16 protein-coding genes are annotated in these 20754 nt (G+C 33.3%); 8 read left to right on the forward strand and 8 right to left on the reverse strand.

What is annotated here, in order from left to right; all coding sequences use genetic code 11:
• Positions 1–64: 64 nt before the first annotated feature.
• Both EG814_RS08280 and EG814_RS08285 read right to left on the reverse strand, forming a co-directional pair.
• Positions 65–1321, reverse strand: coding sequence for a mechanosensitive ion channel family protein (locus EG814_RS08280; protein ID WP_125720790.1), 1257 nt, complete (start codon positions 1319–1321; stop codon positions 65–67).
• A complete protein-coding gene (locus EG814_RS08285) occupies positions 1314–1598 on the reverse strand; it encodes a DUF3817 domain-containing protein (RefSeq protein ID WP_125720792.1) in 285 nt (94 codons plus the stop codon). The genes EG814_RS08280 and EG814_RS08285 overlap by 8 nt, the downstream gene beginning before the upstream one ends.
• 199 nt (positions 1599–1797) lie before the next feature.
• On the opposite strand from EG814_RS08285, the gene EG814_RS08290 reads away from it, so the two are divergent.
• The 4 genes from EG814_RS08290 (at position 1798) to EG814_RS08305 (ending at position 6833) form a co-directional block, all read left to right on the forward strand.
• On the forward strand, positions 1798–2331 hold the full coding sequence (locus EG814_RS08290) for a DUF6155 family protein (protein WP_125720794.1): 534 nt from the start codon (positions 1798–1800) through the stop codon (positions 2329–2331).
• A 109-nt stretch (positions 2332–2440) separates the two neighbouring features.
• The gene (locus EG814_RS08295) at positions 2441–3979 is read left to right on the forward strand and encodes a DEAD/DEAH box helicase (protein ID WP_125720796.1); all 1539 of its coding nucleotides are present in this window, start codon (positions 2441–2443) and stop codon (positions 3977–3979) included.
• A gap of 173 nt (positions 3980–4152) precedes the next feature.
• On the forward strand, positions 4153–5487 hold the full coding sequence (locus tag EG814_RS08300; RefSeq protein WP_125720797.1) for a DEAD/DEAH box helicase: 1335 nt from the start codon (positions 4153–4155) through the stop codon (positions 5485–5487).
• A gap of 80 nt (positions 5488–5567) precedes the next feature.
• Positions 5568–6833 (forward strand): NAD(P)/FAD-dependent oxidoreductase, encoded by a 1266-nt coding sequence (locus EG814_RS08305; protein ID WP_125720799.1) that lies wholly within the window; start codon positions 5568–5570, stop codon positions 6831–6833.
• Positions 6834–7001: 168 nt separating this feature from the next.
• On the opposite strand, the gene EG814_RS08310 is transcribed toward EG814_RS08305, so the two are convergent.
• Positions 7002–8231 (reverse strand): multidrug effflux MFS transporter, encoded by a 1230-nt coding sequence (locus tag EG814_RS08310; RefSeq protein WP_125720801.1) that lies wholly within the window; start codon positions 8229–8231, stop codon positions 7002–7004.
• 143 nt (positions 8232–8374) lie between these two features.
• On the opposite strand from EG814_RS08310, the gene EG814_RS08315 reads away from it, so the two are divergent.
• The 4 genes from EG814_RS08315 to EG814_RS08330 all read left to right on the forward strand — a co-directional run bounded on the left by EG814_RS08315 (position 8375) and on the right by EG814_RS08330 (position 12332).
• Positions 8375–8791: a hypothetical protein gene (locus EG814_RS08315; RefSeq protein WP_125720803.1), complete on the forward strand. Its 417-nt coding sequence runs from the start codon at positions 8375–8377 to the stop codon at positions 8789–8791.
• An 87-nt stretch (positions 8792–8878) separates the two neighbouring features.
• On the forward strand, positions 8879–9262 hold the full coding sequence (locus EG814_RS08320; RefSeq protein WP_125720805.1) for a hypothetical protein: 384 nt from the start codon (positions 8879–8881) through the stop codon (positions 9260–9262).
• 556 nt (positions 9263–9818) lie between these two features.
• The gene (locus tag EG814_RS08325; RefSeq protein WP_125720807.1) at positions 9819–11732 is read left to right on the forward strand and encodes a DUF294 nucleotidyltransferase-like domain-containing protein; all 1914 of its coding nucleotides are present in this window, start codon (positions 9819–9821) and stop codon (positions 11730–11732) included.
• 3 nt (positions 11733–11735) lie between these two features.
• On the forward strand, positions 11736–12332 hold the full coding sequence (locus EG814_RS08330) for a 3'-5' exonuclease (protein WP_125720809.1): 597 nt from the start codon (positions 11736–11738) through the stop codon (positions 12330–12332).
• Between the two features lie 278 nt (positions 12333–12610).
• Here the strand turns inward: EG814_RS08330 and acs are convergent, their stop codons facing one another.
• The 5 genes from acs to ilvD form a co-directional block, all read right to left on the reverse strand.
• Complete coding sequence (acs, locus tag EG814_RS08335; protein WP_125720811.1) at positions 12611–14521, reverse strand: acetate--CoA ligase; 1911 nt, start codon at positions 14519–14521, stop codon at positions 12611–12613.
• Positions 14522–15011: 490 nt separating this feature from the next.
• Positions 15012–16481: a ketol-acid reductoisomerase gene (gene ilvC, locus EG814_RS08340; protein ID WP_125720813.1), complete on the reverse strand. Its 1470-nt coding sequence runs from the start codon at positions 16479–16481 to the stop codon at positions 15012–15014.
• A gap of 62 nt (positions 16482–16543) precedes the next feature.
• A complete protein-coding gene (gene ilvN / locus EG814_RS08345) occupies positions 16544–17065 on the reverse strand; it encodes an acetolactate synthase small subunit (protein WP_125720949.1) in 522 nt (173 codons plus the stop codon).
• 88 nt (positions 17066–17153) lie between these two features.
• Positions 17154–18842, reverse strand: coding sequence for a biosynthetic-type acetolactate synthase large subunit (gene ilvB / locus EG814_RS08350; RefSeq protein ID WP_125720815.1), 1689 nt, complete (start codon positions 18840–18842; stop codon positions 17154–17156).
• A gap of 153 nt (positions 18843–18995) precedes the next feature.
• Entirely contained in the window at positions 18996–20669 is a 1674-nt protein-coding gene (gene ilvD, locus EG814_RS08355; protein WP_125720817.1) for a dihydroxy-acid dehydratase, read from the reverse strand.
• Between the last annotated feature and the right edge of the window lie 85 nt (positions 20670–20754).

The raw sequence follows: 20754 nt of genomic DNA on the forward strand, positions 1-20754 counted from the left end.
GAACTTTGTATTTTTATATAGAAGCAGTTTGACAAAAAAACTTAGCGCCCTTTGCGTTAAAATATCAATCCACAGAACCAATCTGAGAAGGCAATTCGAATATTTCAAGATCGAAGTACCTTACTGATGCCATAACATGATCGAAAATATCGGCCATGATATATTCATAATTGGCCCAACGTTTATCACTTGAAAACACATAAATTTCCAAAGGAACTCCGTGTGCAGTTGATTGCAACTGTCGGCACATGATATGCATATTCTTATTCAAACCAGGGTGATCGTGCAGATATTGCATGATGTATTTTCTAAACAATCCTAAATTGGTCATATTGCGGCCATTTAGCGAAAGCGTTTTATCAATTCCTCGAAGATCGTTGTATCGGTCAATTTCCGCTTGGCGGCTTTCAATATAAGAACTAATAAGCTGTACTTTTCGCAATTGATGCAAATCTTCGTCATTTAAAAAACGAATCGTACTACTTTTTATTAAAACATGTCTTTTAATACGTCTTCCATCAGATTTCTGCATACCGCGCCAGTTCTGAAACGAATCGGAACTTAAAGCATAAGTTGGAATAGTGGTAATCGTATTGTCAAAATTTCGAACTTTTACAGTCGTTAAATTGATTTCGATCACATCTCCATCAGCACCAAATTTATCCATCGTAATCCAGTCACCAATACGCACCATATCGTTTATGGCAACTTGAACACTCGAAACAAAACCTAAAATCGTATCTCTAAAAATTAAAATGATAATGGCTGAAAGTGTTCCTAAAATCGTTAGCAATTCACCTTTTTTGATTCCGAACAAAGTCGAAATAATCATGGCAACACCGAAAATCCAGAGCACAATCATGATAACCTGAACGAAACTGTCGATTGGTTTATCACTGTATTCTGGTTTCTGCTTTAAATAATCGCGTAACGAATTAAAAACGGTTCTTACAATCCATAATCCTAACAATACAATATAGATACCTACGATTTTTCCAAACATAGATTCCCAATATTCGTATTTATCTAAAATAACGGGAACCGCTTTGTAGATAAAGAAAAACGGAATTAAATAAGCCGTATATCTAGTAGTTTTGTTTTGAATTAAATAATCGTCAAACTTGGTTTTTGTACGCTGAGCAAAAACAGCAGTTAGGGTAACTAAAATAAATTTGGCTGCGTAATAAATAACATACGCGAGTGCTATTAAAATAGCGATATTAAAGATTAGGCTGGTATAAGACGCCACATTACGGCTCATTCCCCAATCTCTAAATAATGGATATAAAAAATTGAATATTTTCTCCAAAAGCTTATGCATTTTCAAGATACTTTTTCTCTATATAAAAAGTTCCGAACGGAATAAGAGAAGCTACTAAAATGATTGCAAAAGTTTTTAAATCCCAATTCATGGATTTTTTCAATAAAAAGGCTAAAAGAATATATTCGATAAATAAAATACCGTGTGTCATTCCTAACGGACGTAATAATGTATGGTAAAGTTCAGGATTGTTGTTTTTGATAATCAACATATTAGCAAACAATACTAAATAAGAGATTCCCTCTAAAATGGCAGTGATTTTGAAAAGCTTGAGCATGTATGTATTTTTTAAGTTTTACAGCAGCAAAATTAGGCATTATGTATTGATTTTAGGATTTAAAAATTGAAAATTAAATTAGTTTTAACTTGTACTTTGACAGCATTTTTTATTTTGTAAGGAAGACAAAAAGTGCGAATAAATTTTGGAATTTGGTCCCGAAGTTTCGGGATAAAAAAATAAAAATTACCTTTACTGTATGAGCAAAAGAGATTTAAAAAAGTATTTAGGCGAGTTAACCAAAGAGCAATTAGAAGAACAATTGATAGAATTGTATGAGAAATTTGCTCCGGTAAAAGTATATTATGATTTTGTTTTTAATCCGAAAGAAGACAAATTGCTGCAGGAAGCAAAGGTTAAAATCTCGCACGAATATTTTCCGATAAAAAAACCTGAAGCAAAATGGCGACCAAAAGCCAAAATGCGAAGATCGGTTGCTCAAAAACTAATTAAGCATTTTATAATGTTGGGTGTCGATTCGTACGTTGTTGCCGATATTATGCTTTACAATATCGAAATTGCGCAAACGTTTTCTTCTCAAAACTTCATCAAGCAGGAATTATTTTACAAAAGTATTTTAAATTCTTTTGAGCAAGCAGTCAATTTTGTCGTTTCAAACGGAATTTTTAACGATTTTAAATTGCGAATTAACGCAATTCAAAACGAAACTGTAGAGCAAAAATGGAAGAATAAGTACGATTTTAGTGCTATTTTGGAGAAAATCGACTACTAAAACCCCTTCTCATAAAAAATCTTTATTCAAAAAAAATATTTATTTTAGGTTAAAATAAGATGAATAACTGTTTTTTCGGTGTATTTTTGCAAAAATCCAAAAATAAACAATGTCTCAAAACACTTTAGAAATACAAAGAGAAGATAAGAAAGAACTTTATGCATACCAAAAAGGCGATATAGACGCTATTTTTGACCGTTTAGACAATGCTCCTCCCAAACATCACTTACTGTATCAGCTTCCTACGGGAGGAGGAAAAACAGTAATATTTTCTGAAATCGTTCGCCGCTATTTATCTCATAATGATAAAAAAGTGGTTGTTTTAACGCACCGTATTGAACTTTGTAAACAAACTTCTAAAATGCTTACAGGTTTTGGTGTAACAAACAAAATAATTAATAGTAAAGTAAAAGAGCTGCCAGACCAAAATGATTTTTCTTGTTTTGTGGCGATGGTTGAGACTTTAAAAAACCGTATTAACGATGAAAAACTTCATTTGGACAATATTGGTTTGGTTATTATTGATGAGGCACATTACAACTCATTTAGAAAATTATTGAACTCCTTTAAAAATGCATTTATTCTTGGAGTAACAGCAACGCCTTTGAGTTCGAACATAAAATTGCCAATGCACCAAAGTTACCACGAACTTATTGTTGGTGACACTATTGGATCATTGATCGAGAAAGGTTTCTTAGCCAAAGCAACAACTTATAGCTACGATGTTGGTTTAACTTCGTTAAAAGTTGGTATTAATGGTGATTATACTGTAAAATCTTCAGATGATTTGTATACGAATACTTTGATGCAGGAAAAACTGCTTCACGCGTATACAGAGCGTTCTTTAGGAAAGAAAACTTTGATTTTCAATAACGGTATTCATACTTCGTTATATGTATATGAAACATTTAGAGAAGCAGGCTATGATATTAGACACTTAGACAATACAAGCAGTTCTGAAGAGCGTAAAGATATTTTACAGTGGTTTAAAAAGACCCCAGACGCAATTTTGACTTCTGTCGGAATTTTGACAACTGGTTTTGATGAGCCAACTGTAGAGACTATTATCTTAAACAGAGCAACAAAATCATTGACTTTATATTTCCAGATGATTGGTCGTGGTTCTCGTAAATTACCCGGAAAAGACGAATTTACGGTTATCGATTTAGGTAATAATGCTGCGCGTTTTGGTTTATGGAGTGATCCTGTAAACTGGCAGCATATCTTTAAATCTCCTGAGTTTTACTTAGAAAACTTACGTGATGACCACGAAATTGAATTGTTCTTTAAATATAGCATGCCGCCAGAATTGCGAGCAAAATTCAGTAAAACAGCCGATGTTAGTTTTGACGTAGATGAAGAACACAAGTTAATCATTAAGCAAAATCTTCGTTCTAAAGTTGTTTTAGACAAATCTTTAGATCAGCATGCTGGAATGTGTGTAGACAATACAGAAACACTTCAAGAGGCTAAAATGCTGGCTAGAGAATTGGAAGATGATATCGAAGACCGTATAAAACGTTATTCAAAATGTTTGAGCCAATGCAGTAAAAACTACCGCGAATGGTTGGTTGACGATTACAAACAAAGATTGACTTTATTAATCGGTAAAAAATATCGTGAGAAAATCATGAACGAACCGGATTGATAAAAATTTAAGTTGTTTCAGGTTTCATGTTTCAAGTTGTTGGAATCTAAAACATTTTATATAATACAAAAGGAGAAATCGCATTTCAGAAGAAATGCAATTTCTCCTTTCAACTTATTAAGTTTCTATGTAACTTGAAACATGAAACGTGAAACAAAAAAACTAAAATACTCATGTCTAAACCCTTCTCAACATTAGGAATTTCAGCTCCAATTTTAAAAGCTTTAAGCGAATTAAATATTGTTGAACCTACAGAAATTCAACAAAAAACGATTCCTTTATTTTTGGAAGAAACTCACGATATAGTAGGTTTAGCCAAAACTGGAACAGGAAAAACAGCCGCTTTTGGATTGCCATTGCTGCAATTGGTCAATACAGAATCTCCTGAGGTTCAAGTCGTAATCTTGGTTCCAACAAGAGAATTAGGACAGCAGATTTTTAGAAATCTAGAAAGTTTTTCAAAATATATTCCTAATATATCTATTGCTTCTATTTGTGGGGGAACTCCAATAAAACCGCAAATCGAAAGATTAAAAGAAGGTGCTCAAATTGTAGTAGCAACGCCTGGACGTTTAATCGATTTGATTCAGCGAAAAGCCATCAACATTAAGCAAGCTGAATATTTAGTTTTGGACGAAGCCGACGAAATGGTAGCAATTCTTAAAGAAAGTCTAGACGAAATTATTGCCGAATTGCCTAAAAAGCATCGTACTTTATTATTTTCGGCAACACTTCCTGGAACTATAAAACAACTGATTCAAAATTATTTGAATAAAAATGTAGTTCAGATAAGTGCCAATATGGAAACTGTTGGTAACGAAGGAATTGATCACGAATATATTGTGGTTGATCCTATTGAAAAACTGGAAGTTTTAATGCATTTCTTGAATTCTCGAGAGGGAGAAAGAGGAATTATTTTCTGTAAAACCAAAGCTGCAGTTAATAAATTGGCTAAAAATCTAGCGATTAATAAATTTTCTTCTGGAGCGCTTCACGGCAGTTTAACGCAAGGAATTCGTGATCGTATTATGGAGCAATTCCGTGAAGGGCATATTAATATTCTAGTTGCAACCGATTTGGCAGCGAGAGGAATAGACGTAAAAGAAATTTCGTATGTGATTAATTATCACCTTCCTGATACGTACGAAAACTACGTTCACCGAAGCGGAAGAACCGCAAGGGCAGGGGCAAGAGGACTTTCATTAACTGTTTTACAGCAAGAAGAAGTATTTGAAATTGCAGATTTTGAAAGAGAATTAGGAATTAAATTTTCTGAGTTCAAAAAACCTTCCGCAGCAAGTTTGGAAGAAAATAATATGCTTTTATGGGCAAAACAGATTTTCAAAACAAAACCAAATCATGAACTTGCACAAGATTTAAAAACGCGAGTAAAAACTGTTTTTCATCATTTAACTAAAGAAGAACTAATCGAGAAATTAATGGCCAATTATATCTTACATAACAAAATCGATATAGTTGAAAAAACAGTTAAAAAATTCAAAAAGTAATAAATATGACAATTGTCATTGTATATTAAAGTTGTATATTTATAAGGAATTATTTTATAATCCTACTTAATACAATATATATGAAAATAGTCATTATTGGAGGAGGGTTTGCAGGACTTAATCTAGCGAAAGAGCTTGTAAATCAGCCTCAAATACAAGTAACTCTTGTAGACAAGAATAATTATAACTTTTTCCCACCACTTATATATCAGGTTGCCACTGCGTTTTTAGAGCCTTCGAGCATTAGTTATCCTTTTAGAAAGTTCTTTGCAGGCAAAAAAAATCTTCAGTTTCGTCTAGGCGAATTAGTTTCTGTTTCTCCAGCTGAAAAGAAAATTACTTTGAGTAATGGAGAATTGGATTACGATTATCTGGTTTTTGCCACTGGAGCAGAAACGAGTTACTTTGGCATGGAAAACGTTATGAAAAACGCCATTCCGATGAAAACCTTAAATGATGCCATCGTAATGCGTAATACATTACTTAAAAATCTTGAAAAAGCTGCTATTTGTAAGGATATGCGTAAGCGTCGTAAATTGCTTACCATTGTAGTCGCTGGAGGTGGACCAACAGGAGTAGAAGTTTCTGGAATGTTTGCCGAAATGCGTAAAAGTATCCTTTTAAAAGAATATCCAGAATTAGACACATCTGCAAGTAACGTTTATTTAGTCGATGGAGGAGATGCCTTATTGGCGCCAATGAGTAAAGAATCTCAGAAAGATACGCTAGATGCTTTAACAAAATTAGGAGTTGTTGTAAAACTGAATACTAAAGTAGTAGACTACGTAGATGATACTGTAATATTTGAAAACGGAGAAACCATAAAAACCAAAAACTTAATTTGGGCTGCCGGAGTATCTGCAAAAATATTTGAAGGAATTCCAAAAGAAAGTTATGGTCGAGGCAGACGTATGGCAACAGATCAATACAATAAAGTAAATGGCGTAGAAAATATTTATGCTATTGGTGATACGGCTATTCTATCTGGAGATCAAAATTTCCCTGACGGACATCCTCAAGTTGCTCAAGTGGCAATTCAGCAAGGACTAAACTTAGCGAAGAATTTTAAAGCAATGGTTACCAATAAACCGCTTAAAGGATTTGAATATAAAGACAAAGGCTCAATGGCTATTATTGGAAAAGCAAAAGCAGTGGTAGATTTACCAAGTCCGAAATGGCATTTCAAAGGATTTTTCGCATGGATTATCTGGCTATTTATCCATTTAATTTCATTAATAACCTATAGAAACAGATTGAATACGTTCTGGAACTGGATGGTAGCCTATTTCGCAAAAGATCAATCGCTTAGAATGATCATTAGACCTGATAAAAAGGCACAAAACTGAAATTAAATTCCAATCTTTAAAATTCCAAATTCCAATAAAAAAGCCAAAATCATTTGATTTTGGCTTTTACATTTAAGATATTCACAAGAAGTTTGGAATTTGGAATTTAAAAGATTGGAATTTTTATTTTTTTTGGAATTTGGAATTTAAAAGATTGGAATTTATTTTTTAATGTCCAATCATAACATCATCGCTATCAGATAATTCTACTTTATTTTTAATAAAACGTTTCCCGATATTTAAAATAATAAATGCTGTAATCGTTGTAGTCGTCATAATGGCAACCATTGGAGTTACAGAGCTTTTCACAAAAACACCAATTGCAAATGAAGCCAAAGCACCAATTCCTAGCTGAATTGCGCCCATTAATGCAGAAGCGCTTCCTGTATTTTTAGCAAAAGGAGCAAGCGTTAATCCTGCAGTATTGGGATTTGAAATTCCTAAACAAGCCAAAAACAAGAACAACATCCCGATGGTTTGATACAATCCTAAAAGATCATTTAAAGCCAGAATCAAGAATATTATACTTATAACAGATTGCGAAATCAAGGCTCCAAAAATCATTTGTTCACTAGAAAAACGTTTTAAAAGCATAGAATTTAACTGACTAGATCCAATAAAACTAACTGACATAAGAGCAAAAATCCATCCGTATGTTTTAGCATCCACCTTATAAATATCCATAAAAACTAGAGGTGAAGCGGCCACATAAGAGAACAAACCAGAAAAAGCGATTGCTCCAGTAAAGGCATACGTGTAAAATTGTGGTTCTCTTAAAACAGAAAGAAAATTAGAAATAATTGGTTTTGGTTTTAATGAAATCGAAGTGTCTGGTTTATAAGTATCCGGAAGTCCGAATTGTGAAGCTGCCAAAATTGCGATTCCCATGCACATCAGAATAAAAAATACAGCATGCCAGCCAAGATCTTCTGTAACATAACCACCAACAGTAGGCGCTAGCATTGGAGAAAGTCCAACAACCAACATTAAAAGCGAGAATACTTTTGGAATATCTTTAACAGGAAATAAATCTCGAACCATGGCTACAGAAGCCACCGTTGCAGCACAGCTACCAATGGCTTGAACAAAACGAAGCAATATAAAAGCGTCAATATCAGTTACATAAATACAACCTAATGAAGCTAAAATATAAACTAGAAGTCCAATAAATAAAGGCTTTTTGCGCCCGAAACGGTCTAATAAAGGCCCATAAAGCAATTGTCCAGCAGAAATTCCGATAAAATAGCTGGATAAACTCATCGAAACTTTAGCAACTGTGGTATTTAAATCTTTTGCAATTCCCGAGAAACCAGGTAAATACATATCAATTGAGAAAGGACCAAGAGCTGTTAAAGAACCTAATATCAGGATAAGCTGAATATATTTTTTTGTTGTCATTATCTTAAAAAATGGCTTATAATTTTCTGCAAAGGTAAAGATTTCATATCTTGTTGTATAACTTGAAGAAGTTTATAACAATAAATTAAAGTAATTGTCTGTATTATTCGGCATAACTATTTATTAATCTTAAAATTAAAATTATGAAAAAGTACCTTTTATTAGTAGCAGTTTTATGCACAACAATGTCGTTTGCTCAAACCATTATATCTAAACAAGAAGAAGCGAGCATTGCGCAATATGAACTCCTTAAAAAAGTAAACCAATACTATCCTGATATTACGCTAAGTAAATCGGTAACGAATTTCTACGCAGATGGAAAAATTATTGATACACAACAAGATTTTGATCTGAGAGGAACCAAATTTTCTAGTTATAAACTCGGAATTGGACCTGAAAACAAAAAAGTATTGTTTGACTATGTTTCAAGCGAAACAGGACATGTATACGGAGATGTAACTATTTTTAATGGAAATGCACTTAGAACTACTTTTAATGAAAAGAACAATCAGATTGATGTATCATTAAACGGAAAATCGGTTTATTTGAAAAAATTATAAATTTTTGTAGAATTTAGAAAAAGCGTCACAAACTTGTGATGCTTTTTTGATTTATATTTGATTCAGATTTTAATAAAACAAACTACAATGAAAAAATTTCTTTTTCTGGCATTTTTAATTTCGTTACAAACATTTGCACAGCAAAATAAATTCTCAGGAACTTGGGGAAATGAAAAATGCAAAGACTGCAAGAAAGAATATATTTTTACGATTACAATTGCACAATCTAATTATAAGATTTTTGGAACTGCCGAAGTTACAAGCGAACACAAAGATTTAAATTCAGGAATTTTAGAAGTTTCCGGACATGTGTATCCGCATGGCGATAAAGCGCAGATAAAATTTAAAGATAAAAACGGCATTACATCAAGCGCCGTTTTATTTGTAGAAGATTCCGTAATTCAGTTCACTAAAAATGGCGGAGGCGATTTAGTCCCAAAAGAGATGATTTTAAAGAAATTATACGAATAAGCTCCTTCTCGGAGTTATTTCTATTTGAACTATAATTTATATTATGTAAAATAGAATATTTTAAAAACCCTCCTATAAGTGCGCTGTGCAACTTTTGATTTAAATTATTTTGATTCCTAGAAAATTTAAAGTCTCTACTTCTGTTAGACTACTTTTAAAAATTTAATTTCCTGATTGAATATTCGAACCTTTATAAATACGCTGTATGATTTTATTTTTAAATAATTTTCAAATATTGAAAAATCAGCCTTTATAATTTATCGCTAGATTTGGTTTATTAAACATTTTTTTAAGTGAAATTAAAATCGCTCATAAATGCGCTATATAATTTTTATTCTAAAATATTTTCAAATACACAAAAATTATCAATAGCTTTATGAATGGTTCATTTTTCGAAATATTCAAATTTTCAAAACATAAAAACTTTTTAAGGTCTTATAATCATTATCTTTTAACATTTCTTTAAAATAATTAGTTTCTGCTAAAGATACTTTCATTGTAAGACTTTATTTTACTATTTTTACATTCGATACTTTAAAAATAAATTATCACATATATGAATACAGTTGCTGAGCATATTGCAGATTTTTTAAAAGAATACAAACCATTTGACAATCTAACTTTTCAGGAATTGTCAGATATTGCTACGAATATTCGTGTCATTAATTTAGAAAAACATGCGGTATTATTTCAAAATAACGATCCGCTTCATGAAAACTTTTATGTTGTAGCTTCTGGTGTCATTAATCTTACAACCATTGCCGATGCTGAAGAAACCATTTTAAACAAATGCCATGAAGGTGATATTTTTGGTTTGCGTCCGTTTTTTGCTAAAAACAACTATATGATGACGGCTAAAGCCCGTGAAGAAAGCATTATTTATGCTATTCCGATCGCTGTATTTAGACCATTTGTTGCCAATAATTCTGATGTTTTAAATTTCTTGCTGGAGAGTTTCGCTGTAAATTCTCGTCACACCAAAGACAGCATGAACTCTAATGGCAAGCTGGTTTCTGACGCCGATTATATTGATCAGCAGACAGAAATGCAATATATTCAGTCACTTAATTATAATAATTCACCTTTAACAACTCAATCTAATTCTATAATTAAGGATGTTGCAATTTTAATGACAGATTCTATGTTAGACAACATTATAATCTGCGAAAAAAATCATCCAATTGGTATTGTTACCAATGCCGATTTATCATCAAAAATTGCAACTGGACGCTATCCTATTACTGAAACTATCGACAAAATAATGTCGTCTCCAGTTGTTACTGTTTTAGAAAATGTGTCTTTGGCAGAAGCACAATTGCTTATGCTAAAACATAACGTAACTCACTTATGTGTGACCAAAGACGGTACAAGCAAATCTATCGTGAAAGGAATTATTTCTGAACACGATCTTATTGTGGCACAAGCTAGTAACCCTGGTGTATTAATTAAAGAAATTAAGCGTTCTCAGCTTCCAAAAGACCTGAAACAAATACGTGATCGTTTATCTGATTTGATTCAGAATTCGATTCAGAAAAACATTCCGATTTCACACGTAAGTAATATTGCTAGTGAAATCAACTTAGCTATTATTAAAAGAGCGGTTGAATTATCTATTTTAGATTTAGGCTCCCCTCCTGCACGTTTTGCATGGTTAAGCATTGGAAGTCAAGGCCGTAAAGAACAATTATTACTTACAGACCAAGACAGTATTTTAATTTTTGAAGATGTGACGCCTGAGAAATATAGAGAAGTAAAAGATTATTTCTTAAGATTGGCCAAACGCACCACTTCTATACTAGAAAAAGTAGGCTATGATTATTGTCCAAATGGACATATGGGAAGCAACATGCTTTGGTGTAAGTCATTGAGTGACTGGACAAAGCAATACAATAGCTGGATGAATACTCCAGGTGAAAATAGTAATGATTTGAGCAGTATTTTCTTTGATTATGAAATTGTTTTTGGAGAAGCAAAAATTGAAGAAGCGATTGAAAGTGTGATTTTTAAGAATGCTGTAAACAATACTTTATTCTTTGACTTTTTAGGAAACGACGCTTTAAAAAGAAATTCTCCTTTAAGCTTCTTTAAGAAATTTATAACCGAAGAGGATGGTCCGCATAAAGATAAGTTTGACATTAAAACAAGAGCTTTAATGCCATTAATTGACGGAGCTCGTTTATTGATATTGAATGCCAATATAAAAGGAATTCAAAACACATATTTGAGATTCAAACAATTAGCAATTACAGATTCTAAAAATGCTGAGATTTATTTAAGCTGTGCAGAAGCTTTCTTAACACTTTCTAAATTTAGAACTGTTGAAGGATTAAAAAACGATGACTCTGGCCAATATATTAATTTGAGAGAAATGTCAAAATCTGACAAAGAGAAATTAAAAAATGCATTATCGCCAATGAAAGATCTGGAGGAACTGATTAAAAGTAAATTTCAATTGACGCAATTCTCATAAAATATGCTAGACTGGCTTAAAAATATCAATAAAGATTATCCAGATTTCTGGAAGGACTATTTAACTAAATTCGAAACCAGACCTAATAAGTTTGTTGTTTTATCGACCGAAACTTCTGGATTAAATCCGGATAAGGATGTTATATTATCTCTTGGAGCCTTCTCGGTTATTGACGACAGTATAGTTATTAAAGAAAATTTCGAAACTGTTTTGCTACAATACAAATATCTTCAGGATAACGGACTTTCTAATGAATTTATCATAGAAAGCAAAATGATGAAAATGCCGGAACCAGATGCTCTTGAAGCTTTGGTGAATTTTATCGGAAATTCTATTTTAGTTGGGCATCATATTAATTTTGACATCGAGATGCTCAACGCTGCTTTGGAACGTCTAGATTGCGGACGTTTGAAAAATGAAGCTCTAGATGTTGATGTAATGTACCGAAAACTTACAGATATAAATGACAAACAGTTTTCGCTTGACGATTTATGCGAAATTTATAAGATTCCAAAAAGTGATAGAAATTCTTCTTCTGAAGATGCTTATAGAATCGGACTTTTATTTTTGAAACTAAAATCTAGATTGGGAATTAAATAGGACTTTTTTGAACCATATAAGTTATATAAGGAATTTTAAGTTAAGTTCTCTAAATGTAACTTTTAAATGAAAGGACATATAAAAACAAAACTGTCAGGCTGAGCGAAGTCTAAGCTCGCAAAGTTATTTACATTAAAACTTAGACTCACTTAGCGTAATTATAAAAACAAAAATGCCTCTTAAGTTTAAGAGGCATTTTTTATTATTTAAACTCATTTCAGTTTTCAGTTAGTATTAACAACTTGAAACCTGAAACATAAAACTTGAAACAAATTCAATTAAGCAATTCTTTCTTTCATAATCTGCTCTACAACTTCTGGATTTAATAAAGTTGAAGTATCTCCAAAGTTAGAGAAATCTCCTTCAGCAATTTTACGTAAAATTCTACGCATAATTTTTCCAGAACGTGTTTTTGGCAAACCAGAAACGAATTGGATTTTATCTAATTTAGCGATTGGTCCAATGTGATCTGCAATATATTGATTGATCTCTTTAGATAAATTTTCTTTATTTCTAACTTCTCCAGTTTCTTTTAGAATTACATATCCGTAAAGAGCATTTCCTTTAATATCGTGAGGGAATCCAACAATAGCAGATTCTGCAACCGCTGGATGTTCGTTAATTGCATCTTCAATTGGTGCAGTTCCTAAATTATGTCCAGAAACAATTACTACATCATCTACTCTACCCGTAATTCTGTAATACCCAACTTCATCTCTTAAAGCGCCGTCTCCTGTAAAATATTTTCCTGGAAAAGCAGAGAAATAAGTTTCTTTGTATCGGTTGTGATCACCCCAAATGGTTCTGGCAATTCCAGGCCAAGGGAATTTTATACACAAACTTCCCACTACTTGATTTCCTTCAATTTCGTTACGCTTTTCATCCATTAAAACTGGCTGAATTCCAGGTAAAGGTAAAGTAGCGTAAGTTGGTTTGGTTGGTGTAACAAAGGCAATTGGCGAAATCATGATTCCTCCAGTTTCTGTTTGCCACCAAGTATCTACAACCGGACATCTCTTATCTCCCACGTGGTCATTAAACCAGTGCCAAGCCTCTTCATTAATTGGCTCTCCAACAGATCCAATAACTTTAAGCGATTTTAGAGGATATTTTTGAATATAATCTAAGCTTTCTTTTGCTAATGAACGAATAGCCGTTGGCGCAGTATAAAATTGTGTGATTTTATGTTTTTCGATAATATCCCAAAAACGGCTAAAGTCTGGGTAAGAAGGAACTCCTTCAAATAGCACAGTTGTACCTCCATTCAATAATGGTCCGTATAAAATATAAGAGTGACCTGTGATCCATCCAATATCTGCTGTACACCAGAAAATATCATTGTCTTCGTAATTGAAAACATTTTTAAAAGTATAAGCTGTATAAACCATGTAACCAGCAGTGGTATGAACCATTCCTTTTGGTTTTCCTGTTGATCCAGAAGTATATAAAATAAATAACGGATCTTCTGCATCCATAATTTCAGCAACACTATTATCTAAAGCAGTGTCTAATAATGGCTGCAACCAAACATCGCGACCCTCTTTCATTTTCACATCTGTATTAGTTCTTTTGGCTACCAATACTTTTTCAATAGAAGGACAAGTTTCTAGCGCTTCGTCAACAATTCCTTTAAGATCGATTGTTTTATTTCCTCTGTAACCTCCATCTGATGTGATTACCATTTTACACTCACAATCGTTGATTCTAGCAGAAACTGCAGATGCAGAAAATCCAGCGAAAACAACAGAGTGAATTGCTCCAATTCTAGCACAAGCTAAAACGGCAACAGCCAATTCTGGAATCATTGGCAAATAAATGCAAACTCTGTCTCCTTTGCGAACACCTTGATCGCGAAGAACGTTTGCCATTTTTGATACTCTTTCGTATAGTTCGTTATACGTTATATGTAAAGCTTCTTCATTAGGATCATTTGGCTCAAAAATAATTGCCGTTTTATCTCCTCTTTTGCTTAAATGTCTATCAATACAGTTCTTGGTAATGTTAACTTTAGCTTCTGTAAACCATTTTACTTCAGCGTCGGCCATATTAAAATCAACAACTTTATCCCACTGTTGGTACCATGTGAAATTTTCCTCAGCTATTTTTCCCCAAAATTTTCTTGGCTCTCTTATTGATTTATTGTAATGCTTGAAATATTGTTCTAAATTTTCAATTTTGTAATAGCTCATCGTTTGTTGAATTTTTTTATAAAAGTATTAAATCTGAACGTATCCGTGAAATAATTTAATTCATAAATTTTATCAAAAAAAAACATTTATTTAATAAAATATGATAATTATTTGCAATTGTTTTAAAATTTTATTTTTTAAAGTCATTTAGAAAGGGCAAAAAAGGCATAATAAATAGATATTATGCCTTTTTTAATTTAACAAATTTCAATAACAATTAATTTTGTAAATCGCACTGCACGACTTTTCTCTATTTTGAAAATAGCAGCATCATTATTAATTAAAACAGAAATTTCAACAAGTATGTTTTTATTTAAACATACCCCATATTTAGGGATCCGCTTCACTTAACTCTCTCACAGAAGTTAAGTGAATGCAATATGCATCTATATCTTTTATCTTAATAAGTGCTTACTAATTCAAAATATTACAAATCATTGATACAGTGCAAATTCCGCAGAATCCAATTCTGCGGAAGTTCCCAATTTTATTATCCAATTTTTTTCATTGCTGTCATAGACTCTCTCAACCAAGCTCCTACTTCTTCGATAGGGTGCTGACGAATTTCTTTGTTTACAGCAATTAATACAGTATTATCTACTCCGTTTGAAGTTGAAAACGGTTTTCCGATAATATTAGTATCTACTTTTTTCATAAATTCTTCCAATAATGGCTTACAAGCGTGATCGAATAAGTAACATCCGTATTCTGCCGTATCAGAAATTACACGGTTCATTTCGAACAATTTCTTTCTTGCAATTGTGTTTGCGATCAAAGGTAATTCGTGTAATGACTCATAATAAGCAGATTCTTCGATAATTCCAGCTTCAGTCATAGTTTCGAAAGCTAATTCAACACCAGCTTTTACCATTGCAATCATTAATACTCCGTTATCAAAATATTCTTGCTCAGAAATTGGAGCTTCTTGTGGAGCTGTTTTTTCGAAGCTAGTTTCTCCAGTTGCAGCTCTCCATTTTAGTAAGTTAACGTCATCATTTGCCCAGTCAGCCATCATAGTTCTAGAGAATTCTCCAGAAATGATATCGTCTTGGTGTTTTTGGAATAACGGACGCATTATATCTTTCAATTCTTCAGCCAATTCATAAGCTTCAATTTTTGAAGGATTGTTTAAACGATCCATCATATTTGTGATACCACCATGTTTTAAAGCCTCAGTGATAGTTTCCCATCCAAATTGAATTAATTTAGAAGCATAAGCTGCATCGATTCCTTTTTCAACCATTTTATCGAAACATAAAATAGATCCCGTTTGCAATAATCCGCAAAGAATTGTCTGCTCACCCATTAAATCTGATTTTACTTCCGCTACGAAAGACGATCTTAAAACTCCCGCTCTATGTCCTCCAGTTGCTACGGCATAAGCTTTTGCTTGATCTAAACCTAATCCGTTTGGATCATTTTCTGGGTGAACAGCGATAAGAGTTGGAACTCCAAATCCTCTTTTGTACTCTTCACGCACCTCAGAACCTGGACATTTTGGAGCACACATAATAACCGTAATATCTTTACGAATCTGCATTCCTTCTTCTACAATGTTGAATCCGTGAGAATAAGCCAAAGTAGAATCTTGTTTCATTAATGGCATAATAGCATTTACCACTGCTGTATGCTGTTTGTCTGGCGTAAGGTTGCAAACTAAATCTGCTGTAGGGATTAATTCTTCATAAGTTCCCACTTTGAAGCCATTTTCAGAAGCATTTTTAAAAGATGCTCTTTTTTCAGCAATTGCATCCGCACGTAATGCGTAAGAAATATCCAAACCAGAATCTCTCATGTTTAAACCTTGATTCAAACCTTGTGCTCCACAACCAACAATTACAACTTTTTTTCCAGCCAATGCTGCAATTCCGTCTGCAAATTCTGATTGCTCCATAAATTCGCAAACTCCTAATTGTTCTAATTGTAATCTAAGTGGTAATGTATTGAAATAATTTGCCATTTTTGTTTTAATATTTAATGAAATGAAATTTTAATAATTGATTATATATAACTAAGATTTTATTATTTAAAGGTTTCTAACAAAGCAGAAATCTCCATTTTTTGTTTAGAAACTGATATTCTTCCCGAACGTACAAATTGCATAATTCCGTATGGTTTGAACTTTTCATATAATTCTTCAATTTCCTGACGTCTTCCTGACTTAGAAATCACAAAGAAATCACGAGAAACCGTTACAATTGTTGACTGGCTTTCTTTAATAATGTTCTGAATCTGTTTTTCGTCAAACAATAAACTTGAAGCAATTTTGAACAAAGCATTTTCTAAGAAAATCGTCTCTTCATCTGTATGATAAAACGCTTTTATAACTTCAATCTGTTTTTCAATCTGGCCTACAATATTCTGAACCCATTTTTCTGTAGTATTTACTACAATTATAAATCTTGAAACATTCTCTATTTCTGATTCTGAAACATTTAGACTTAATATATTAATGTGTCGCTTTAAGAATATTCCCGATATTCTATTTAATAAACCCACATTATTTTCTGAGTATACCGATATGGTAAATGTTTTATCTTCCATGTATTTTTTTTTGTTTTTTTGTTTCATGTTTCAAGTTTAAAGTTCTGATTGGAACTTGAAACTTGAAACATGAAACTTTAAACTTTTCCTAGCTTAATCTAATTTCAGAAACACAGGCTCCCGTTGGAATCATTGGGAAAACGTTATTCTCTTTTTCAATCATAACTTCTAAGAAATAAGAATCTTTTGAAGCCAGCATTTCTGCAACAGCCGCATCTAGATCTTCTCTTTGTGTTACTTTTTTAGATTTAATATGATATCCTTCTGCAATGGCAATAAAATTTGGATTTGTCATTCTCGTAGACGCATATCTATTATCAAAGAATAATTCCTGCCATTGACGTACCATTCCTAAAAACTCATTGTTTAGAATAACAATTTTAACTGGTACTTGTGTCTGAAAAATAGTTCCTAATTCTTGAATAGTCATCTGGAAACCTCCATCGCCAATAATTGCAACCACTTCGCGTTCTGGTTTACCCATTTTTGCTCCAATTGCAGCCGGAAGTGCAAATCCCATTGTACCTAAACCGCCAGAAGTAATGTTACTTTTAGAAGAATTAAATTTTGCATATCGGCAAGCAAACATTTGGTGTTGCCCAACATCGCTTACAATAATCGCGTCTCCTTTTGAGTGTTTGTTGATCATTTCAATAGTTTCTCCCATCGAAATTCCTTTATCATCACTAGGATTTAATTCGTCTTTAATTACCTTATCAAATTCTATTTTATGCAATTCTTTAAATTCATTATGCCAAGAATCGTGAGATTTTTGATCTACTAAAGGTAAAAGCGCAGCAAGAGATTCTTTTACATCTCCTAAAACAGCGATTTCTGTTTTAACGTTTTTATCGATTTCAGCAGGATCAATTTCGAAATGAATCACTTTAGCCTGTTTGGCATAAGTGGCTAATTTACCTGTAACGCGGTCGTCAAAACGCATTCCCATAGCAATTAAAACATCACATTCGTTTGTTTTTAAATTTGGTGCATAATTTCCATGCATTCCCAACATTCCAACATTTAGCGGATGTTCTGTAGGAAGTGCAGAAAGTCCTAAAATAGTCCATGCTGCAGGAATTCCTGTTTTTTCAACAAACGCTTTAAACTCTGCTTCTGCCTGACCAAGAATAATTCCCTGACCGAAAACAATTAAAGGTTTTTTAGCGGTGTTAATTAAAGCTGCAGCTTCTGCAACTTTGTCTTGTTTTAATTTAGGAACCGGAACGTAGCTTCTAATTCCTGTGCATTTTTCATAACTAAAATCGAACTCATCAAACTGAGCATTTTTAGTAATATCTACCAATACAGGCCCTGGACGTCCAGAACGAGCAATATAAAAAGCTTTTGCAATAATCTCTGGAATTTGAGAAGCTTCTGTTACCTGAAAATTCCATTTGGTAACTGGAGTCGAAATTCCGATAATGTCTGTTTCCTGAAATGCATCAGAACCTAATAAATGTCTTCCTACCTGTCCTGTAATACAAACCAGAGGTGTTGAGTCGATTTGAGCATCTGCAATACCAGTTACCAAATTCGTAGCACCTGGTCCAGAAGTAGCAATTGCCACCCCTACTTTTCCTGTAGCTCTTGCATAACCTTGAGCTGCATGCGTTGCACCTTGTTCGTGACGTACTAAAACGTGGTGCAACTGATCTTGAAATTTATATAATTCGTCGTAAACCGGCATTATAGCTCCGCCTGGATAACCATAAATTAAATCTACTCCTTCTGCTAATAAACATCTTATAACGGCTTCTGCCCCTGATATTTTCATAGTATATTGTTTTTATCAATTTCAATGGCAATGTCAAAAATCAATATCAAATTCAAATTTTAAATTGACTTTTGATATTCATTCTTTCTTGTAATTGAATTTTGTCATTGACATTGTTATTGAAATTGATTTTTGATATTGTTCTTTTTTAAATTAATTATCGGTTACACATCCCGTAGATGCGCTCGAAACCGATCTAGCGTATTTAAGTAAAACCCCTCTGTCAACTTTTAAAGACGGCTTAACCCAAGCTGCTTTTCTTGCTGCAAATTCTTCGTCAGATATCTTCAGGTCGATTGTATTTTTTACAGCATCGATAGCGATTAAATCTCCATCTTTAACTAGCGCAATACCACCACCGTCATATGCTTCTGGTGTAACGTGTCCTACCACAAATCCGTGCGAACCGCCCGAGAATCTACCGTCTGTAATTAGTGCACAGCTGCTACCTAATCCAGCTCCGATAATGGCAGATGTAGGTTTTAGCATTTCAGGCATTCCCGGACCACCTTTTGGCCCGCAACCTCTAATGACGACTACATTACCTGGTTTAATTTTTCCGGCTTGTAAACCTGGAATTACTTCAAATTCTCCTTCAAAAACCACAGCAGGACCTTCGAAATATTCTCCTTCTTTTCCGCTGATTTTTGCGACAGCACCTTCAGAAGCTAGATTTCCGTATAATACCTGAATATTTCCTGTTGGTTTTAATGCTTTTTGAATTTCGTGAATTACTTCTTGTCCGTCTTGTAAATCTGGAGTTTCTGCTAAATTTTCAGCAACGGTTTTTCCTGTTACTGTCAAACAATCTCCATGAATCAATCCCACTTTCAATAGATATTTCATTACTGCAGGAATACCTCCAACTTCGTGAACATCTTCCATCATATATTTACCACTTGGCTTCATGTCAGCCAATACTGGTGTTCTATCGTTAATTGCTTGAAAATCATCTAAAGTAATCGTGATTCCAACTGAGTGTGCCATTGCGATTAAGTGCATAACTGCATTTGTAGAACCTCCTAAAACGGCTACAATTGTAATAGCATTTTCGAAAGCCTTGCGCGTCATGATATCTCTTGGCTTAATATCTTTTTCTAATAAAACTCTAATTGCAGCTCCAGCAGCAGCACATTCGTCTCTTTTTTCCTGACTCATAGCCGGATTAGAAGAGCTATAGGGCAAACTCATTCCCAAAGCTTCAATTGCAGAAGACATTGTGTTTGCTGTATACATTCCGCCACACGCACCTGGGCCAGGGCAAGAATTTTGAATTACACCTTTAAAATCTTCTGGAGTAATTTCGTTTCTTACTTTTTTTCCTAAAGCTTCAAAAGCAGAAACAATATTTAAAGATTCTCCTTTCCACTTTCCTGAGTGAATAGATCCTCCGTAAACCATCATTGCTGGGCGGTTCAATCTTCCCATTGCAATTAAGGCTCCTGGCATGTTTTTATCACATCCAGGAATTGCAATTAAACTATCGTACCATTGTGCTCCCACAACTGTTTCGATAGAATCTGCAATTACATCACGAGAAACCAATGAGTAACGCATACCTTCAGTTCCGTTAGAAATACCGTCACTGACACCAATGGTATTAAAAATAAGTCCAACCAGATCCGCATCCCAAACACCTTTTTTAACATCTTTTGCTAAATCATTCAAGTGCATGTTGCAAGTGTTACCATCGTAACCCATGCTCACAATACCTACTTGTGCTTTTTTCAAATCTTCTTCAGTTAAACCAATTCCGTACAACATCGCTTGCGCCGCTGGCTGAGTCTGATCTTGTGTGATGGTCTTGCTGTACTTATTTAATTCCATTATTGTTTGTTTTATTTTTTATTTTATTCAAAAAAAAACCTTCCAGTATTTGGAAGGTTTCTAATATAGTTTTTCAATTATATTT

This window comes from Flavobacterium ustbae (genome assembly GCF_003946915.1).
GTDB lineage: Bacteria > Bacteroidota > Bacteroidia > Flavobacteriales > Flavobacteriaceae > Flavobacterium > Flavobacterium ustbae.